General features: G+C 71.5%; 17 protein-coding genes. 9 read left to right on the top strand and 8 right to left on the bottom strand.

All coding sequences use genetic code 11. The annotated features are described in order from the left end of the window. Positions 1–183 precede the first annotated feature (183 nt). Positions 184–537 (top strand): helix-turn-helix domain-containing protein, encoded by a 354-nt coding sequence (locus QSK26_RS11860; RefSeq protein ID WP_285775117.1) that lies wholly within the window; start codon positions 184–186, stop codon positions 535–537. 140 nt (positions 538–677) lie between these two features. On the opposite strand, the gene QSK26_RS11865 is transcribed toward QSK26_RS11860, so the two are convergent. Further along, on the bottom strand, positions 678–884 hold the full coding sequence (locus tag QSK26_RS11865) for a cold-shock protein (RefSeq protein ID WP_285775118.1): 207 nt from the start codon (positions 882–884) through the stop codon (positions 678–680). 323 nt (positions 885–1,207) lie between these two features. Here QSK26_RS11865 and QSK26_RS11870 point away from each other — a divergent pair, with 323 nt between their 5' ends. Together QSK26_RS11870 and QSK26_RS11875 are read left to right on the top strand one after the other, a co-directional pair. Beyond that, complete coding sequence (locus QSK26_RS11870) at positions 1,208–2,206, top strand: 4-(cytidine 5'-diphospho)-2-C-methyl-D-erythritol kinase (RefSeq protein WP_285775119.1); 999 nt, start codon at positions 1,208–1,210, stop codon at positions 2,204–2,206. Positions 2,207–2,219: 13 nt separating this feature from the next. Beyond that, on the top strand, positions 2,220–4,022 hold the full coding sequence (locus QSK26_RS11875; RefSeq protein WP_285775120.1) for an ABC-F family ATP-binding cassette domain-containing protein: 1,803 nt from the start codon (positions 2,220–2,222) through the stop codon (positions 4,020–4,022). 76 nt (positions 4,023–4,098) lie between these two features. On the opposite strand, the gene QSK26_RS11880 is transcribed toward QSK26_RS11875, so the two are convergent. Then, on the bottom strand, positions 4,099–4,917 hold the full coding sequence (locus QSK26_RS11880) for an NmrA family NAD(P)-binding protein (RefSeq protein WP_285775121.1): 819 nt from the start codon (positions 4,915–4,917) through the stop codon (positions 4,099–4,101). A 153-nt stretch (positions 4,918–5,070) separates the two neighbouring features. Beyond that, positions 5,071–6,066 (bottom strand): GlxA family transcriptional regulator, encoded by a 996-nt coding sequence (locus QSK26_RS11885; protein ID WP_285775122.1) that lies wholly within the window; start codon positions 6,064–6,066, stop codon positions 5,071–5,073. Between the two features lie 102 nt (positions 6,067–6,168). On the opposite strand from QSK26_RS11885, the gene QSK26_RS11890 reads away from it, so the two are divergent. From QSK26_RS11890 to QSK26_RS11905, 4 genes are all read left to right on the top strand, one after another. Continuing rightward, positions 6,169–6,771: a DJ-1/PfpI family protein gene (locus QSK26_RS11890; protein WP_285775123.1), complete on the top strand. Its 603-nt coding sequence runs from the start codon at positions 6,169–6,171 to the stop codon at positions 6,769–6,771. Positions 6,772–6,948: 177 nt separating this feature from the next. Then, on the top strand, positions 6,949–7,503 hold the full coding sequence (locus QSK26_RS11895) for an RICIN domain-containing protein (RefSeq protein WP_285775124.1): 555 nt from the start codon (positions 6,949–6,951) through the stop codon (positions 7,501–7,503). Positions 7,504–7,619: 116 nt separating this feature from the next. Beyond that, positions 7,620–8,066: an NUDIX domain-containing protein gene (locus QSK26_RS11900; protein ID WP_285775125.1), complete on the top strand. Its 447-nt coding sequence runs from the start codon at positions 7,620–7,622 to the stop codon at positions 8,064–8,066. Between the two features lie 53 nt (positions 8,067–8,119). After that, complete coding sequence (locus QSK26_RS11905; protein ID WP_285775126.1) at positions 8,120–9,601, top strand: MFS transporter; 1,482 nt, start codon at positions 8,120–8,122, stop codon at positions 9,599–9,601. On the opposite strand, the gene QSK26_RS11910 is transcribed toward QSK26_RS11905, so the two are convergent. Both QSK26_RS11910 and QSK26_RS11915 read right to left on the bottom strand, forming a co-directional pair. Continuing rightward, positions 9,564–10,676 (bottom strand): sulfite oxidase, encoded by a 1,113-nt coding sequence (locus QSK26_RS11910; protein ID WP_285775127.1) that lies wholly within the window; start codon positions 10,674–10,676, stop codon positions 9,564–9,566. The two genes, QSK26_RS11905 and QSK26_RS11910, sit on opposite strands and share 38 nt — an antisense overlap. 380 nt (positions 10,677–11,056) lie before the next feature. Next, positions 11,057–11,629: a MarR family winged helix-turn-helix transcriptional regulator gene (locus QSK26_RS11915; RefSeq protein WP_285775128.1), complete on the bottom strand. Its 573-nt coding sequence runs from the start codon at positions 11,627–11,629 to the stop codon at positions 11,057–11,059. 56 nt (positions 11,630–11,685) lie between these two features. Here QSK26_RS11915 and QSK26_RS11920 point away from each other — a divergent pair, with 56 nt between their 5' ends. After that, positions 11,686–12,474 (top strand): trans-aconitate 2-methyltransferase, encoded by a 789-nt coding sequence (locus QSK26_RS11920; RefSeq protein WP_285775129.1) that lies wholly within the window; start codon positions 11,686–11,688, stop codon positions 12,472–12,474. A 64-nt stretch (positions 12,475–12,538) separates the two neighbouring features. Continuing rightward, positions 12,539–14,026: a CYTH and CHAD domain-containing protein gene (locus QSK26_RS11925; protein WP_285775130.1), complete on the top strand. Its 1,488-nt coding sequence runs from the start codon at positions 12,539–12,541 to the stop codon at positions 14,024–14,026. 2 nt (positions 14,027–14,028) lie between these two features. On the opposite strand, the gene QSK26_RS11930 is transcribed toward QSK26_RS11925, so the two are convergent. From QSK26_RS11930 to QSK26_RS11940, 3 genes are all read right to left on the bottom strand, one after another. Beyond that, positions 14,029–14,922, bottom strand: a complete 894-nt coding sequence (locus tag QSK26_RS11930) for an NUDIX hydrolase (RefSeq protein WP_285775131.1) — start codon at positions 14,920–14,922, stop codon at positions 14,029–14,031. Continuing rightward, a complete protein-coding gene (locus QSK26_RS11935; RefSeq protein WP_285775132.1) occupies positions 14,915–17,008 on the bottom strand; it encodes an RNA degradosome polyphosphate kinase in 2,094 nt (697 codons plus the stop codon). The genes QSK26_RS11930 and QSK26_RS11935 overlap by 8 nt, the downstream gene beginning before the upstream one ends. A gap of 63 nt (positions 17,009–17,071) precedes the next feature. Next, positions 17,072–17,980: a TetR/AcrR family transcriptional regulator gene (locus tag QSK26_RS11940; RefSeq protein ID WP_285775133.1), complete on the bottom strand. Its 909-nt coding sequence runs from the start codon at positions 17,978–17,980 to the stop codon at positions 17,072–17,074. Positions 17,981–18,082 lie beyond the last annotated feature (102 nt).

Genomic DNA, 18,082 nt, shown 5'->3' on the forward strand with positions numbered 1-18,082 from the left:
CGGAGTTCCACAGATAGGAAGGTGGTCTACGGTCACGCATTCGCGATCCCCGCATCATCGCCGCGCTGTACGGCGGATGCGGAACACGGTAGTCCGGCCAGATGGCCGGTAGATGGTGTTGAACCTCTTCGGGGCCCCGGCAACACAGTGCCGGGGCCCCCTGATGCGTGATGAAAGGCGTGCATGGATCCAACGCACACAAGCCCTGGTGCTGCCCAGCCCAGGCACGGCACGGCCGAGGACCGGTTCGACGATGACGACTACCCCGCCTACAGCATGGGCGCGGCCGCGGAGCTGCTTGGAGTCACCCCCGCGTTCCTGCGCGCGCTGGGCGCTGCCAAGCTGATCGAACCGCTACGCTCCGGCGGCGGACACCGCCGCTACTCCCGCTACCAGCTACGCCTGGCCGGGCGGGCCCGGGAACTCGTCGACCAGGGCACGCCGCTGGAAGCCGCCTGCCGCATCATCATCTTGGAAGACCAGCTCGCCGAGGCGCTGCGCATCAACAACTCACGCGGGCAACCGGCCGGCGATTAGCGCCGGCGCCCTCGTCACTTCGGCGCGCAGGCTCGATGCCCCCCGGATTCTCAGCGATCACCACCGGAACCCGGGAGACCGGGAAAACAATCAGGGCTCGCACCCGTGAAGGTGCGAGCCCCGATCAGTGGTGTCAGGCGTCAGGCGGCGACGATGTTCTCGGCCTGCGGGCCCTTCTGGCCCTGGGTGACGTCGAAGGCCACCTTCTGGCCCTCGTGCAGCTCACGGTAGCCGCCCTGAGACACGATGTTGGAGTAGTGAGCGAAGACGTCGGCGCCGCCGCCGTCCTGCTCGATGAAGCCGAAGCCCTTTTCCGCGTTGAACCACTTCACGGTGCCAGTAGCCATGTCAATCTCCTCTGGATAGGTGCAGAGCCGGAATTCGCACTTTACGAATACCGTGTCGCTGCGATAGGGCCCACCCGGGAAAGACCGGCAAACAAAAATGCACCTGAGGCTACGTTCCGTCAGGTGCACACAAGTTCTTATGGGTACCACAACTGCAACTACCTCTAACCTAGCACACGTGCAGACCTGGTACGCATGCCCCCGCCGCCCGCACGGGGATTCGGGTGATCGGCGGGGGCCCGGAGGGCGGGCGACGCTAGCATCGGACGCGGTGGCCGGGGTGGCACCGGTCGAGGTCCAGCGAGGGGATGTCGAGCGTTCCGATGAGCTCCGTAACCGTCCGCGTGCCGGCGAAGGTCAACCTGCATCTGGCCGTCGGCCCGCTCCGCGATGACGGCTTCCACGACTTGGTGAACGTCTTCCATGCCGTCTCCCTGTACGACGAGGTGACCGCGGTCGCGGCCGGCGGGATCTCGGTGCGGGTGGAGGGGGAGTCCGCCGACCTGGTCCCGCTGGACGGCGACAACCTCGCCGTCAGGGCCGCCCGCGCACTCGCCGCCCACGCGACAGCCGTACGGGCGCCGCACACCGAAGGACCGCACACCGAAGGACCGCACGCCGACGGGTCGCACGACGGTGGGGTGTCCGGGGTGGAGTTGACCATCCGGAAGGCGATCCCGGTGGCCGGGGGGATGGCGGGTGGGAGTGCCGACGCGGCGGCGGCGCTGGTGGCGTGCAACGAGTTGTGGGGGCTCGGGCTGTCCCGCGAGGAGCTGATGGAGATCGGCGCGGAGCTGGGCAGCGACGTGCCGTTCGCCGTGCTCGGCGGTACCGCGGTGGGCACCGGCCGGGGGGAGCGCCTGACGGAGGTCGAGGCGGCCGGGCGGTTCCACTGGGTGTTCGCGCTGGCCGACGGCGGGCTGTCCACGGCCACCGTCTACGGCGAGTGCGACCGGCTCCGCGCGGCGAGCGGGGAGCACACCGGCCCGCCGCAGGCCGGCGCGGCGCTGATGGACGCGCTGCGCAAGGGCGACGCCGCGGCGCTGGGCGCCGAACTGGCCAACGACCTGCAACCGGCCGCCCTCGCGCTCAAGCCGGCGCTCGCCGACACCCTCCGCCTGGGCCGCGAGCACGGCGCGCTGGGCGCCCTCGTCTCCGGCTCCGGGCCGACCTGCGCGTTCCTCACCGGGTCGGGGGCGGCGGCGGCCGAACTGGCCGGGGCGCTGCGCGCGGCCGGAGTGTGCCGGGAGGCCGTCACCGCGTACGGACCGGTGCCGGGCGCGACCGTCCTGGCGGGCGCGGGCAAAGGCGCGGCCCGATAGCCTTGGTCCTACGATGAACCTGGTCAATCTGGAGTCGGTGTCCCACGCCTACGGTCCCAAGCCGCTGCTGCACGAGGTCTCCCTCGGCATCGCGGCAGGTGACCGGATCGGCGTGGTCGGCCGCAACGGCGGCGGCAAGACCACGCTCATTTCGGTGATCGCCGGTGCCCTGAAACCCCACGGCGGGCGGGTGACGCACAACCGGGGGTTGCGCGTCGGCGTGCTCTCCCAGGGGGACGACCTCGATCCCGGGCGCTCGGTGGCGGAGGCGGTCCTCGGCGACCGCGCGGCCCACGAGTGGGCCGGTGACCAGGGCATCAGGGAGATCCTCGCCAGCCTGCTGGGCGACATCGACCTGTCGTCCAAGGCGGGCGCGCTGTCCGGTGGCGAGCGCCGCCGTACGGCGCTGGCCAGGCTGCTCATCGAGGAGCACGACCTGGTCATCCTGGACGAGCCGACCAACCACCTGGACATCGAGGCCATCGACTGGCTGGCCAGGCACCTGACGGCGCGCAGGTCGGCGCTGCTCGTGGTCACCCACGACCGGTGGTTCCTGGACGCGGTGTCCACCAGGACGTGGGAGGTCGTGGACGGCCGGGTCGAGCGCTACGAGGGCGGATACGCCGCCTACGTCCTGGCCAAGGCCGAGCGCGCCCGGATCGCCGCCGCGACCGAGGAGCGCAGGCAGAACCTCATGCGCAAGGAGATCGCCTGGCTGCGCAGGGGTCCGCCGGCCCGGACGAGCAAGCCGAAGTTCCGCGTCGAGGCCGCCCAGGCCCTGATCGCGGACGAGCCGCCGCCGCGGGACAACGTCGAGCTGGTCAAGTTCGCCTCGGCCCGGCTCGGCCGCACGGTGTACGACCTGGAGGACGTCACGCTGCACGCGGGCGGCCCCGGCCAGGGCCCGCAGGTGCTCGACCGGTGCACCTGGCAGTTCGGCCCCGGCGACCGGGTGGGCCTGATCGGGGTGAACGGCTCGGGCAAGTCCACGGTGCTGCGGCTGCTCGCGGGCACCGTCAGGCCCGACGCCGGCAAGATCGTCCAGGGCAAGACGGTACGGCTGGCCTACCTGTCCCAGGAGCTGGCCGAGCTGGACCCCGCCCGCCGGGTGCTGGAGACCGTCGAGGAGATCAGGAAGTTCATCAAGGTCGGCAAGCGCGAGTGGACCGCCTCCCAGCTGCTCGAACGGCTGGGCTTCCGGGGCGACGCGCAGTGGAAGGTGGTCGGCGAGCTGTCGGGCGGTGAGCGCCGGCGGCTGCAACTGCTCAGGCTGCTCATGGACGACCCCAACGTGCTGCTGCTCGACGAGCCGACCAACGACCTCGACATCGAGACGCTGAACGAGCTGGAGGACCTGCTCGACGGCTGGCCCGGCACCCTGATCGTGGTCAGCCACGACCGCTACTTCCTGGAGCGGGTCGCCGACCGCTCGGTCGCGCTGCTCGGCGACGGCCGGCTGTCCATGCTCCCCGGCGGCGTCGAGGAGTACCTCAGCCGCCGTGCCGCGGGCACCGCCCTGACCGCCAACGCCGCCTCCCGCCCGGCCGAGGCGGCCACGGCCCCCTCCCCGGCGACCGCGCCCGCCCCGGGCCTGTCCGCCAAGGAGGAGCGCGAGCTGCGCAAGGAGCTCACCCGGTACGAGCGCCGCCTCGACCGCCTGACCGGTCGCGAGGGCGAGCTGCACGCCGCGATGGCGGACGCGGCCAGCGACTACGAGAAGCTGGCCGCGCTGACCGCCGAGCTCAAGCAGGTCCAGGACGAGAAGGACACCGTCGAGTCCGAGTGGCTCACCCTCGCCGAACGCCTCGGAGACTGAGCCGCGGAGCGAGGACCGGCAACAGGCCCTCGCTCCGCTCGGAGGTCCCGGCGGCGACGACCGGACGACGAGACGATCAGCTGAAGGCGGCGGCGTGCTCGGCGGCCCACTGGGCGAAGGTGCGCGCCGGGCGGCCGGTGACGTCCTCGACGTTGGAGTTGACCTGGTTGGCCTCCTCGGGCACGTCGCCGAACACGGTCATCATGAAGTCGATCATCTCCTGCGGCTGTCCCTCGGCGGCCAGCTTCTCGCGGGCCTGCTGCTCGGTCAGCTCGACGAAGCCGATGTCCTTGCCGATCGCCTGGCCGATGACGCGCACTTTGTCGCGGATGGTGAGCCGCTCGGGACCGGTGAGGGGGTAGGTGCGGCCCTCGTGGCCGCCTCGGGCGAGGGCCGTGGCGGCCACGGCCGCGATGTCGGCTTCGTGCACGAGGGCGGTGGTGGCGTCGGCGAACGGCTCACGCACCACGCCCTCCGTCCTGACCACCTCGGCCCACTGCAACGCGTTGGCCATGAACTCCGTCGGCCGGACGAAGGTCCAGCCGAGCGTACTGGCCTGGACGGCCGGCTCCAGGGTGCTCTCGTCCCAGCCGCCGAGTACGGTGACCCTGCGCACGCCCGACGCGACGGCCAGGTCGACGATCTCCTTGCCGTTCGGCAGCAGGTCGTAGCCGTCACCGCCGAAATTTATGAGATGCGCCCCGGTGACGCCCTCCATGGCGGGCACCAGGCTCTCGGTCACGGTCAGGTCCCCGGCCATCACCTCCACCCCCTCGGGTAGCCCGGCTCTGGCCGGGTCCCGGGTCAGGGCGCGGACCCGCTCCCCGGCCCGCAGCAGCTCCGCGACCACATGGCGGCCTACCGTGCCGGTCGCACCGGTCACAAGAATCGTCATGAATGTCCTTCCTCGTCGGCGACTCCCGGCATGTTAGGTACGAAAGAGGTCAAGCACGGTCCTACATGGGCGCATGATCGCCTCGGGTGGTTCGTCTCCCGCGGCACCGGCGGTGCGATCAACGGCTGAGGCGTCGAGCGCCGCGGGACGTCGTCACCGTCGGCGGCTGATCCGGTCGGTCATGCGAACGGGCCCGGCGGCGGTCCAGAAGGTTTGGCGGTAGGCCTGGGGAGAGGTGCCCACATGGCGGGTGAAATGCCTTCTCAGCACTGCCCCGGATCCGAAGCCGACACGTTCGGCGATGACCTCGACGGGCAGGCCGGTCGTCTCCAGCAGTTCCTGAGCCCGCTCGACCCGGGCCCGCAGCAGCCACTGCAGGGGACTCGTCCCCACCTGCGCCTGGAACTGGCGGTTGAGGCTTCGCGTGCTGTAGCCGGCATGGTCGGCGATGTCCCGCAGGGTGAGCGGTGCGCCGAGGTTGCGTTGCAGCCATTCGAGGGTGGACTGCAGATCGCCACCCTGGTTCTCCGGGCCGGGGTGCTTGATGTACTGCGCCTGCCCACCGTGGCGCTGGGGCGGTGTGACGGTGTACCGGGCGATATCACGGGCGACGGCGGCTCCGTGGTCGGAGCGCACCAGGTGCAGGCACAGGTCGAGGCCGGCGGCGATACCCGCGGAGGTGAGCAGGTCACCGTTGTCGACATACAGCACGGAGGCGTCGACGGCGATCTCCGGATGCCTGCGCTGAAGCTCGCCGGCGTAGTTCCAGTGCGTGGTGGCTCTCAGCCCGTCCAGCAGTCCGGTCGCCGCCAGCACGAACGCCCCGGTGCAGATGGACGCGACGCGCGCGCCTCGCGCCGCCGCCTTCCGCAGCAGGCCCACCACCTCGGCGGGCGGAGGTTCGAGGCAGTTCGCATGGCCGGGGATGACGATCGTGGCGGCCTCGGCCAGCGACTCCAGGCCCCAGGGGGTGTCCAGACCGAAGCAGTCGGCCCCCCGCGCGGTGGTCCGCGCTCCCGGCACGGCGCACACGCGGACCTCGTACGGGCAGCGCCCGTCGGGTAGGCGCGCCCCCGCGAAGATCTGGCACGGCGCCGCCAGATCGAAGGCCACAACCTGATCCAGAGCCAGGACGGTCACCACGTGCATGGCTGGAATAGTACGCACCTTGTCATTCTCGCCACTGTCGGCGAACGCCGCGGATGACCAAGCTTAAGGGCGAAACGACTGGTCGGAGAGGGGTTGTTCCCGGTGCGCACGCAGATCGTGGTGTTCGACGGGGTCGAGGAACTGGACGCCCTCGCACCGCTTGAGGTGCTGGGCTGTGCCGCCGCGTCGGGCCACCAGGCCGAGACCGCCCTGGTGACGCTCCGCCCCGGCCGGGTCTTCGCCCGCTACGGGACCGACATGACCGTCGACCGGGTACTGACTCCGGCGGACGCCGACGTCGTGATCGTCCCCGGCGGGGGCTACGCCAACCATGCCCCGCAGGGCACCTGGGCGCAGGCACGGCAGGGCACCCTCCCGGCCGCGCTGCGGGACGCCGTACGCCCGGGTCTCACGCTCGCCTCGGTGTGCAGCGGGACGATGCTGCTCGCCGCCGCCGGACTCACCGACGGCCGTCCGTGCACCACCCATCACAGCGCGCGCGACGACCTCGTCGCCGCCGGCGGACAGTGGATCGACGCCAGAGTCGTCGACGACGGAGACCTGGTCACCTCCGGTGGCGTCACCTCCGGCCTCGACCTGGCGCTGTGGCTCCTCGAACGTCACCTCGGCCCCGAGGTCGCCTGCGACGTCGAGCGATTCCTGGAATACGAGCGCCGCGGCACCGTGTGGAGGCCGGGAGGGTGACAGCGGCGCCCAGCACCTGGCGGACGAGATCCGCCCGGCGTTGACGGTCGCCGGAACGGGTGATCGCGGCGGTGTCGGCTGCCACGGGGGCGCAAAGCCGAACATGCCTGTCCTGTTCCCTCGACCTTCGCATTTTCCCTGCGTAGCGCTCACGAGACGAAACAAGGTGATCGACGAATGATCAGAAAATCCCTGCGTACCTTCATCGGCAGAATCGTGATGGCGGCCGGCTTGCTCACGCCCCTCACAGTGCTCGGAACCCCGGCCGTCGCCAACGCCCAGCCGGTGACTCCGCCCAGCCAAGCCGTGTTGATCGCGAACAAGACGGCTCTCTGGGACAACTGCATCCTCGGGCGGACCCTCACGATCGACGCACCGGTCATCCAGTACCCCTGTAGGAGGTACGCCGACCAGCTCTGGACGTTCACCAGGCGTGGCACGGAACCGTCGAACGGCGAGGACTACTACCAGATTCAGAACGTCAACAACGGCCTGTGCCTGGCCGTGCGGACGGACAAGGACAACGCGGGCGCCCAGCAGGTGCGCTGCGGCAATTACTACGACCAGTCCTGGTTCGTCGACCTGGCCTGGGACGGCCTCAGCTACCAGCTGCGCAACCGCGGAAGCGACAAATGCCTTCTCGTGAGAGGCACGGCGCCTTACACCCAGTTGCAGCAGTACAAGTGCGGCACCTACACCGACCAGGTCTGGAGCTTCTTCACCTGGGCTTGACACGGTGGGCCAGGGCTCCGGCTTCCGCCCCGGGGCCCGGCCGATCGGGGACACTGGGGACACTGTTCGTCGACGGTGTGCGGGCGGCCCGTTCCGGTGCCGTGGGAAGAGGTGTGGTGAGGCGGTTCGTCGCCGGGGTGTGGCGGGGGATGCGGGGGTCGGTGCAGTGGCGGCTCCTGTGGTGGTGGAACGCGAAGTTCATGGTGGGCGTCTCCGGAGTGGTCCGGGACCCGGAGGGGCGGGTGCTGCTGCTCAGGCACCGGCTCTGGCCGGAGGGGCGCCAGTGGGGGCTGCCGACCGGGTACGCGAAGCGGTCGGAGACCTTCGAGGACACGGTGGCCCGGGAGGTGCGCGAGGAGACCGGCCTTGAGGTCAAGGTGGGGCGGCTGATCCGGCTGCAGAGCGGTTTCCGGCTGCGCATGGAGGTGGCCTACGAGGCCGAGTTCGTGCGGGGCGAGATCAGGATCGATCCGCTGGAGATCCTGGAGGCGCGCTGGGTGTCGCCGCACGACCTGCCCGACGGGGTCATGCCGGGACACCGGGTTCTGATCGAGGGCGGCTGAGGATCCCGTCGCCGGGTTGACCCCAACATTTGTTCAGGTTTCATGCTGTGTGCATGACGACCATGACCCCGGCACGCGCAGGGCGGCGGGAGTGGATCGGCCTCGCCGTGCTCGCGCTGCCCGCCCTGCTGGCCTCGCTGGAACTCACCGTGACGCACCTGGCGCTGCCGGCGATCAGCAGGGACCTCGGCGCCACCGGTGAGCAGACGCTGTGGATCGTGGACGTGTACGCGTTCCTGCTCGCCGGATCGCTGATCACGATGGGCGCGGTGGGGGACCGGATCGGGCGGCGCAGGCTGCTGCTGATCGGCGCCGCCGCGTACGGCGTGGGGTCGGCGGTGGCCGCGTACGCGCCCGACGCCGGGACGCTCATCGTGGTGCGGGCGCTGCTCGGCGTCGCGGGCTCGACGCTGATGCCGTCCGTGCTGTCGCTGACCGCCGCGATGTTCACCGATCCGCGGCAGCGGACGGTCGCCATCGGGGTGGTGATCTCCAGCGTGTCGGGCGGGACCGCGGTCGGGCCGCTGGTGGGCGGCTGGCTGTTAGAGCGGTTCTGGTGGGGGTCGGCGTTCCTGCTCGGTGTGCCGGTCATGCTGGTGCTGTTGGTGGCGGGGCCGCTGCTGCTGCCCGAGCGGCGGGAGGACCGGCCGGGCAGGCTGGACCCGGTCAGCGCGGTCCTGTCGCTGGCGGCGGTGCTCCCGATGGTCTACGGCCTCAAGCGGATCGCCTCCGACGGGCCCGGCTGGGCGGCGGCGCTGGCGGTGGCGGCCGGTCTGGCGCTCGCCGTGGTGTTCGCCCGCAGGCAACTCGGGCTGGCCGACCCGCTGATCGATCTGCGCGCCTTCGCCGTGCCCGCCTACAGCGTCGCGCTGGGCACGCTGGCCGTGGGGATCTTCGTGCTGTGGGGGGCGAACTACGCCATCGCCCAGTATCTCCAGCTCGTCCACGGCCTGTCGCCGTTCGCGGCGGGGTTGTGGACGGCGCCGTCGGCCGCCGGGGTCATCGCGGGTTCGACGCTGGCGCCCAGGATCGTCCGCCGGGTCCGTCCCGAGGCGGTCATCGGGACCGGGCTGGCGCTGTCGGCCGTGGGCTTCACGGTGTTGACCCAGGTGGGCGGTGCCGGGGGGCTCGGCTGGCTGGTGGCGGGGTCGGTGATCGTCTCCGCCGGGCTGGGGCCGATGATGGCGCTGGCCACCGACCTGGTCGTGGCGGCGGCCCCGCCGGGACGGGCGGGTTCGGCGGCCGCGCTCTCCTCGACGGCCCCCCAGCTCGGCGGCGCGCTGGGCATCGCGATCCTCGGCAGCGTCATCACCGCCGTCTACCGGGACCGGACGGCAGGCGTCGTACCCGTCGCCGAAGACGGCCTCGCCGGGGCGGTGGCGGCGGCCGGGCGGATCGGCGCCGAGGCGCTCGCCGTGGCCCGTGCGGCGTTCACCGCGGGCTTCCAGGTGACGGCGGCGGCGAGCGCGGTGCTGATGGTCGTGACCGCGGTCCTGGTCACGACGACCGCGAGGCGGTCCGGGCGCGGCAGGTGAGCCGGAGGCGGGCCCAGGAGTTGTTGCCGTAGCCCTTCGGGTTCCACAGCGGGCCGGGCGACTCCGGCTGGGCGGTGCCGGTGCAGTCCCAGGCGCGGGCGACCAGTTCCGCCTCTCCTTCGGGCAGTTCGACGGCGGCCCGCCACAGCCGCCACGTCCACGGCCCGTTCCCGGCGTCCAGTTCGGCCTGGATCCAGGTGGCCCCGCCATCCGTGGAGACGTCCACCCTGGCCACCGTGCGGTTGTCCCCGGCGAAGGCGTAGCCGCTGATCTCGGCGGGCCCCGGGGGCAACTGGTCGCCCGGGGCGGGGCGCAGGATGTCGCAGTTCAGGGACACCGGGCCGAGCGAGATGCCGTCGCCGGGGCCGGCCGCCGCCGGATCGGCCCCGGCGGGCAGGATGCGGTAGGCGGTGGCCTGGAAGTAGTTGCGGGACGGCTCGGCCTGCGCGGTGATCCGCTGGAGCCACTTGACGCTGCGCGCGCCGATCCAGCCGGGGACGACCACCCGCACCGGCCCTCCGTGCGCGGCGGGCAGCGGCTCCCCGTTCATCGCCCAGGCCAGCAGCACCTCCCCGGCGACGGCCTTGGCCACCGGGATGGATCCGCCGAAGGGCTGCGGCGGGACGGCGATCCTGGAGACGTCGGGCGCGGCGAAGGCGACGTGCGCGGCCTCGGGGCGCAGCGCGGCGGCGGCGAGCACGTCGGCCAGCCGCACGCCGGTCCACCGGGCGGTGGAGATCGCGCCGGGTCCCCACGGGTGCTCGCCCGGGATGCCGCGCACGTCGAGCAGTTCGGCGCGGCGGTTGCCGGCGCACTGCAACGTCGCCGCGATCTCCCGATGCGGGAAGCGCCCGCGCAGGTCGTCCAGCGTCAGCTCCGCCGGGCGGTCCACCAGACCGTCCACGGTCAGCCGCCAGCCGGACGTGTCCAGCTCCGGGATCGGCCCGTGGTTGCGGCCGTAGAAGGCGTCCAGCGGGGTGAGCGGCCGGTCCGCCAGGGCGCACCGCGGCGGTTCCGCGTTGTACGGCTCCGCCTCGTGCACCACCATGTCATCGCGTTTCCCCCAAAGCGTCATACATCGCGAGATACCCCACGGCTGACCTGGTGATACGCGGACCAGCCGGCGGCGGCGAGAAGGCTCGGCGGTATCCGATGCCGGAGCGGCCCGACGCCAGGTGATCGTCTGGCACCCCCTCGCGCGCGAGAACGCCCCCTGCCCCCGGCTCTTCACGTCCGCGACAGGATGAGCGGACGGCGTCAGAGGCCGAACATCGGGCGACACGCCGCCATGCCGTCAACCCTTACGGGGGCCGGTTCTGCAAGCACGGGCCGGATCATGACGACCGAGTCCACGCCGCGCAACTGAATTACCGCCGGGATCAGGATTGTCATCGGCATCTCAGTGCCTCGCCATCGGGGAGCCGACCGGGCCCGCAACGGGGTCCGCGCCGGAGGTCACTCCCGGTCGAACGGGGTGAGCAGGGTGCGCAGCAGCGCGGCGAGGGTGCCGCGGGACTCCTCGGACAGGGTGGACAGCAGGTCGTGCTCGCGGCGGAGCAGGTCGGCGAAGGCGGCGTCCACCCGGCCCCGGCCGGTGTCGGTGAGCGAGACGAGCACGCCGCGCCGGTCCTCCGGGTCGGGCCTGCGGCGGACCAGCCCGGCGGCGGCCAGCCGGTCGATCCGGTTGGTCATCGTGCCCGAGGTGACCAGGGTCGCCCGCAACAGCGCCCCCGGGCTCAGCTCGTACGGCTCGCCGGCCCGGCGCAGCGTGGTGAGCACGTCGAACTCCCACGGCTCCAGACCGTGCTCGGCGAACGCCGCCCGGCGGGCCCGGTCGAGATGACGGGCGAGACGGGACACCCGGCTGAGCACCTGGAGCGGCTCGACGTCGAGGTCGGGACGCTCCTGCCGCCACGACGCGACCAGCCGGTCGACCTCGTCGCCCCCGGCGGGCTCGCTCGCTCCGTTGTGGCGAGCCTCTGCTCCGCGTGCCGTCGTGTGGTCGGGCCGGCCGTCGTGCGCGTTCATGCGAGGAGTCTATCTCTCTTGACATCGAGATATTTGTGTCGGTATCACTTATCTTGATGTCAAGAGATATGTGGGACCCCGAGGTCTACGGCCGCTTCGCCGACGAGCGATCGAGGCCCTACTTCGACCTGGTCGCCCGGGTGCGCGCGGACCACCCCCAGTATGTCGTGGACGCCGGCTGCGGTGGCGGCGAGTTGACCGCCGCGCTGGCCCGCCGCTGGCCGGAGGCCGCCGTGCACGGGTTCGACTCCTCGCCCGCCATGATCGAGAAAGCCGCCGCGCTGGCCACGGACCGGCTGACCTTCGGGATCGGCGACGTGCGCGACCCGCTGCCCGCGCCCGGGGGCGGCATCGACGTGATCGTCTCCAACGCCGTGCTCCAGTGGGTCCCCGAGCACCGCGAACTGCTCCCCGGCTGGGTCTCCGCACTGGCGCCGGGCGGCTGGCTCGCCTTCCAGGTGCCCGGCAACTTCGACGCGCCCAGCCACGCCCTGATCCACGACCTGTGCCGGACGCCTCCCTGGCGTGACACCCTGGGCGACCTCGCCAGGGAGACCCCGGTCGACGACCCGGCCGGCTATCTGGACCTGCTCGCCGGGCTGGGCTGCCGGGTGGACGCCTGGGAGACGACTTATCTGCACCTCCTGCCGGGGGAGGACGCGGTGCTGCGGTGGGTCACCGGCACGGCCCTGCGCCCGATGCTCGATCGTCTCGGCGAAAAGGACGCCGCCGTTTTCCTCGCCGACTGCGCCAGAGCGCTGAGCAGGGCGTATCCCCGGAAGTCGTACGGAACGGCCTTCCCGTTCCGCCGGATCTTCGTGGTCGCGGAGAAACACGCACCCTGATTGTTCACCTTCCGGTGGCATCATGGCCATGAATACGCTACCGACTGGATGGGTGTTGATCGTCGTGGCGATTGAGATCGAGGACAAGTTCGACGTACCCGTTGACTACGAGATCCCTGACCTGACCGGAGTGCGCGGCGCCGCGGAGGTGGTGGGGCCCAGGAGCCACCAGCTCGTCGCGATCTATTTCGACACGGCAGACCTGCGCCTGGCCGCCCGCGGCATCACCCTGCGCCGCCGCCGCGGCGGCGCGGACGCGGGCTGGCACCTGAAACTGCCCAAGGCCAAGGGCGTGCGGCAGGAGATCACCCACCCCCTCACCAAGAGCGCCAAGATCGTCCCGCCCGACCTCGCGCAGCTCGTCCTGGCCTTCACCCGGGGCGCCGCGCTGGCGCCGATCGCCGAGCTGGACACCCGGCGCAGCGTGACCCTGCTCCGCGGCCCCGACGGCAGGACGCTGCTGGAGGTCGCCGACGACCGGGTCAAGGGCACGGTCTTCGGCGCTGAACCGCACGTGGAGCGCTGGCGTGAGGTGGAGGCCGAGCTGATCGCCGCGGACGACGACGCCCTGCTGCGCAAGGTCGGCAAGCGCCTGCGCAAGGCCGGCGCCGTACCCGCCGACTCGGCCAGCAAGCTGTCCCGGCTGCTCAACGGCGCCGCGCCCGCGCCGGTCCCCGCCCCCGCGCCCACCAGCCCGGGATCCGCCGGCGAGGTCGTCGTCGGCTACCTGCGCACGCAGGTCAACGCCCTGCTGGCGCAGGATCCCCGGGTACGGCGGGCCGAGGAGGACGCCGTGCACCAGATGCGGGTCGCCAGCCGCCGGCTGCGCAGCGCGCTGAAGGCGTTCAAGTCCGTCGTCCCGGACACCCGGCCGTTGCAGGACGAGCTGAAGTGGCTCGGCAACGAGCTGGGCGAGGTCCGCGACCTTGAGGTGATCAGGGCCAGGTTCGGCAAGCTGCTGGGCGGCCTGCCCGACGAGCTGGTCGTCGGCCCGGTGGCCCACCGGCTCGGCTCCGACCTGGAGGCCAAGGAGTCCCAGGCGTACGACCGGGTCAGGGTGTCGCTCGGCGGCGAGCGGTACTTCGGCCTGCTCAACAGCCTGGAGGCGCTCGTCGCGGCCCCGCCCCTCACCGAGCGGGCAGGCCGGCCGGCGGCCAAGACGCTGACCGCCGTCGCGGCGAAGCAGTGGCACCGGGTGACCGGCGCCTACGACACCGCCCAGGCGATCGAGGACCAGGACGAGCGCGACATCGCCATGCACGAGGTGCGCAAGGCGGCCAAACGCGCCCGGTACACCGCCGAGGCGCTGGGGATGACCGAGCTGGCCAGGCGGGCAGAGGACGTTCAGGAGACGCTCGGCGTCCACCAGGACGGCGTGATCGCGCAGGAGTTGCTGGAGCGCGAGGCGGAGACCGCCCGGCGGGCCGGGGAGGACGCGTTCACCTACGGCGTCCTGGTCGGCCTGGAACGCGCCGCGGCCGACCGCGCGTACGCCCGCTTCCCCAAGGTGTGGAAGAAGACGACGGCGGCCGTGCACGGCATCCTGGGCTGAGGTCAGATCGTGTAACGCTCCACGCTGTAGATCCGGCCGTCCGCGTGGTGCAGCACCGCGAGGGCGCCCTTCGGCAGTTGCGTGTCGCCCGCGGGACCGGCGTAACGCCGGCCGCACAGGTTGCCGATCAGCTCCGGCAGCACCTTGCCGTGGCTGCATATCGCGGCCGGCGCCCCGGCGTCGAGCACCCGGGTGACCAGGTCGAGCGACGCCTCGGGATCGTAGTCGGTCTCGGTGAGCAGGCGTTCCTCCCGGATCGCCGGCCCGGCCTGCTCCGCGTACGGCGCGAGCGTCCGCACGCAGCGCCTGCTGGGCGAGCTGATCAGCACGGCCGGGCGGTAGCCGATCAGCACCCGCGCCAGCTCGGCCGCCTGGAGCGCGCCCGTCGCGTCCAGCGGGCGCTCGTCGTCGTCGCCGGTCCACTCCTGGCGGCTGCCCGCCAGGCCGTGCCGTACGAAGATCAGCGGGGTGGTGGCGAGGGGCGCGGCGAGCAGGCCGCGCAGCAGGCCGGCGTCCCACTCGTAGGTGAGCCGGCGCCTGGCCTCGTCCACCGGCAGCCAGGTGACCTGGTCCACCTCGTCCGACACCTCGAACCCCGGCCCGGCCAGGGCGCGGGCGGCCCAGTAGTCGACCCGTTTGAGCCGGCCGCCCTTGAAGTAGTGGACCGGCGGGAGCGCCCGGCCGAGCAGCGCGGACATCCCGGTCTCCTCGACGACCTCGCGCAGCGCGCCGGCGATCACGTGCTCGCCGAGCTTCAGCTTGCCCTTGGGGAAGCTCCAGTCGTCGTAGCGCGGGCGATGGACCAGCGCCACCTCCGGATTCGTCTCGTCGCCGCGCCACAGCACGCAGCCCGCGGCGCGGATGAGATCGGTCGGCCGCACGTCCAGTTCAGTCATCGACGGTCCTCCACCGGCGGGTCCCGATCAGGTAGGTCTGCGGGTCGAGGAGGGGCTCGCCGTTCTCGTCCCGGTGGTGGCGGGTCCAGGTGCCGTCCGAGCCCAGCCACCACGTGCTGGTCGTCTCGGCCATCACCAGGTCGAGCAGGTCGCTCAGGTAGGCGCGGTGCTGCGGGCTGGTCACCCGGACCAGGGCCTCCACCCGGCGGTCCAGGTTGCGGCGCATCAGGTCGGCGCTGCCGATCCAGATCTCCGGCCGCCGCCCGCTGCCGAACTCGTAGAGCCGGGAGTGCTCCAGGAACCTGCCGAGGACGCTCCTGACCCTGATGTTCTCCGACAGGCCGGGGATGCCGGGCCGCAGCGCGCAGATGCCGCGCACCCACAGGTCCACCGGCACGCCGGCGCGCGAGGCGCGGTACAGCGCGTCGATGGTCGCCTCGTCCACCAGCGAGTTGGTCTTGATCCGGATCCGCGCGGTGCGCCCGGCCTGCTGGTGGGCGATCTCCCGTTCGATCCTGGCCACCAGGCCGCCGCGCATCGAGTGCGGTGCCACGAGGAGCCGCCGGTAGGCCGAGTGGTTGGAGTAGCCGGTCAGGTGGATGAACAGGTCGGTCACGTCCTCGCCGACGAGCGGGTCGGCGGTGAGCAGGCCGATGTCCTCGTACAGGCGGGCGGTCTTGGGGTTGTAGTTGCCGGTGCCGATGTGGCAGTAGCGGCGCAGCTCGCCGGACGCCTCCTGCCGGACGACCAGGGCCAGCTTGCAGTGGGTCTTCAGGCCGACGACGCCATAGACCACGTGGCAGCCGGCCCGCTCCAGCTTGCGCGCCCAGGAGATGTTGGCGTGCTCGTCGAACCGCGCCTTGATCTCCACCACGACGACGACCTGCTTGCCCGCCTCCGCCGCGTCGATCAGCGCGTCCACGATGGGCGACTCACCGCTGGTCCGGTACAGCGTCTGCTTGATCGCCAGCACGTTGGGGTCGGCGGCGGCGTCCTCGATGAAGCGCTGGACGCTGGTGGAGAAGGAGTCGTACGGGTGGTGCAGCAGCACGTCGCGCTCGCGCAGCACCGAGAACAGGTCGTCCTCGGCGTGCACGGCCTCGGCCGGCACGAACGGCCGGTAGCTGAGCTCCGACCTGTCCAGGTCGGCGATCGTGTGCAGGCCGGTGAGGTCCAGCGGCCCACGCAGCCGGGAGATCTCGTGCGGGGCCACGTCCAGCTCGGCGACGAGCAGGTCGAGCACCTCCGGGGTGATGCTCTCCTCGACCTCCAGCCGGACCGGGGGCCCGAACCGGCGCTTGAGCAGCTCCCGCTCCAGCGCCTGCATGAGGTTCTCCGTGACGTCCTCGTCGACGTCGAGGTCCTCGTTCCTGGTGACCCGGAAGACGTGGTGCTGGAGGATCTCCATGCCCTTGAAGAGCTGGCCGAGGTGCGCGGCGATGACGTCCTCCAGCGGGACGAACCGCGCCTTGGAGGCGGTCACGAACCGCGGTAGCTGGCTCGGCACCTTGACCCTGGCGAAGACGGTGTGACCGGTCGCCGGGTTTCGGACGATGACCGCGAGGTTCAGAGAGAGGCCCGAGATGTAGGGAAACGGGTGGGCCGGATCCACCGCGAGCGGCGTCAGCACCGGCCGGATCCGCTCCCGGAAGAGCTTGCGCATCTCGGTGCGCTCTTCTTTGCTGAGGTCGTCCCAGCGGACGATCTCGATGCCCTCGTCGGCGAGCCGGGGGCAGATCTCGTGGTGGAAGCAGGCGGTGTGCCGCTGGGCCAGCTCGTCGGCGAGCGTGCCGATCCTGACGAGTTCCTCGCCCGGCTTGAGCCCGCTCTTCGTGCGCAGCAGCAGGCCGGTGGCCATGCGCCGTTTGAGCCCGGCGACCCGCACCCGGAAGAACTCGTCCAGGTTGCTGGCGAAGATGGCCAGGAAGCGGACCCGCTCCAGGAGCGGGATGCTCGGATCCTCGGCCATCTCCAGGACCCGCTGGTTGAAGTGCAGCCAGCTCTCCTCGCGGTTGAGGAAGCGTTCCTGCGGAAGGGGGAGGTTGTCGTGTCCCTCTGGGGTCGGGTGCAGGGTTTCGGCGGACATATCTACTAGATTGCCCGATTGGATTGAACTGAACGTTAACTTGGTCGCAACGAGGACTTCTGGTTACTCGGGTTTGCCTATTTGCCCATGTTCGGCCAGCTTCGCCTGGGCCGCCGCCAGCCGCTCCTCGCGGGCCCGGAGCTTCTCCTCCTCCTTGCGGAGGCGCTCCTGCTCCTTCAGCTCGCGCTCGCGCGCCTTCTCCTGCTCCCGCTGGTTGCGCTGCCGGATCTTCTCCTGCTCCCGCTGGATCTTCTCCTGCTCCTTCAGCTCCCGTTCGAGGGCCTTCTCCTGCTCCTTCAGCTCGCGTTCACGCTCGCGCAGGTCCCGCTCGCTGGGCCGGGCCGGCGGCGCCGTACGGCTGCGCAGGGCGAGCCCGCGCGAGGCGGCGGTGAGCATCGGGTTGGGATCGAGCCTGGTCAGGCCGTGCCAGGCGAGGTTCACCAGGTGGGCGGCGACCTCCTCGCGCTTGGGGCGGCGCACGTCCAGCCACCACTGGCCGGTCAGGGCCACCATGCCCACCAGCATCTGCGCGTACATCGGGGCGAGCTTGGGGTCATAGCCCCGCTCGTTGAACTCGTCGGCCAGCACGTCCTCGACCTGACTGGCGATCTCGCTGATCAGGCTGGCGAAGGTGCCGGTGCCGGAGGCCGCGTGCGAGTCGCGGACCAGGATGCGGAAGCCCTCGCTGCTCTCCTCGATGTAGCGCAGCAGGGCCAGCGCGGCCCGCTCCAGCTTGATCAGGGCGTGCGAGGCGGACAGCGCCTCCGTGACCATCCCCAGGAGCTTCTGCATCTCCCGGTCCACGACCACCGCGTAGATGCCCTCCTTGCCGCCGAAGTGCTCATAGACCACCGGCTTGGAGACCAGGGCGCTCGCCGCGATCTCCTCGATCGACGTGCCGTCGAAGCCCTTCTCGGCGAAGAGCGCACGGCTGATCTCGATGAGCTGTTCTCGTCTCTCCTTGGCGGACATGCGTCTACGGGGCTGGGATTCGCTCACAGGTTTCATAATGCCCGCAGACGAAGGGGAAGCGGGAACACGGGCCGCCGCGAGGACGGCGGCCCGGCCGGGTGC

Origin of the sequence: Microtetraspora sp. NBRC 13810 (assembly GCF_030268685.1) — a bacterium.
Classification (GTDB): Bacteria; Actinomycetota; Actinomycetes; order Streptosporangiales; family Streptosporangiaceae; genus BSRQ01.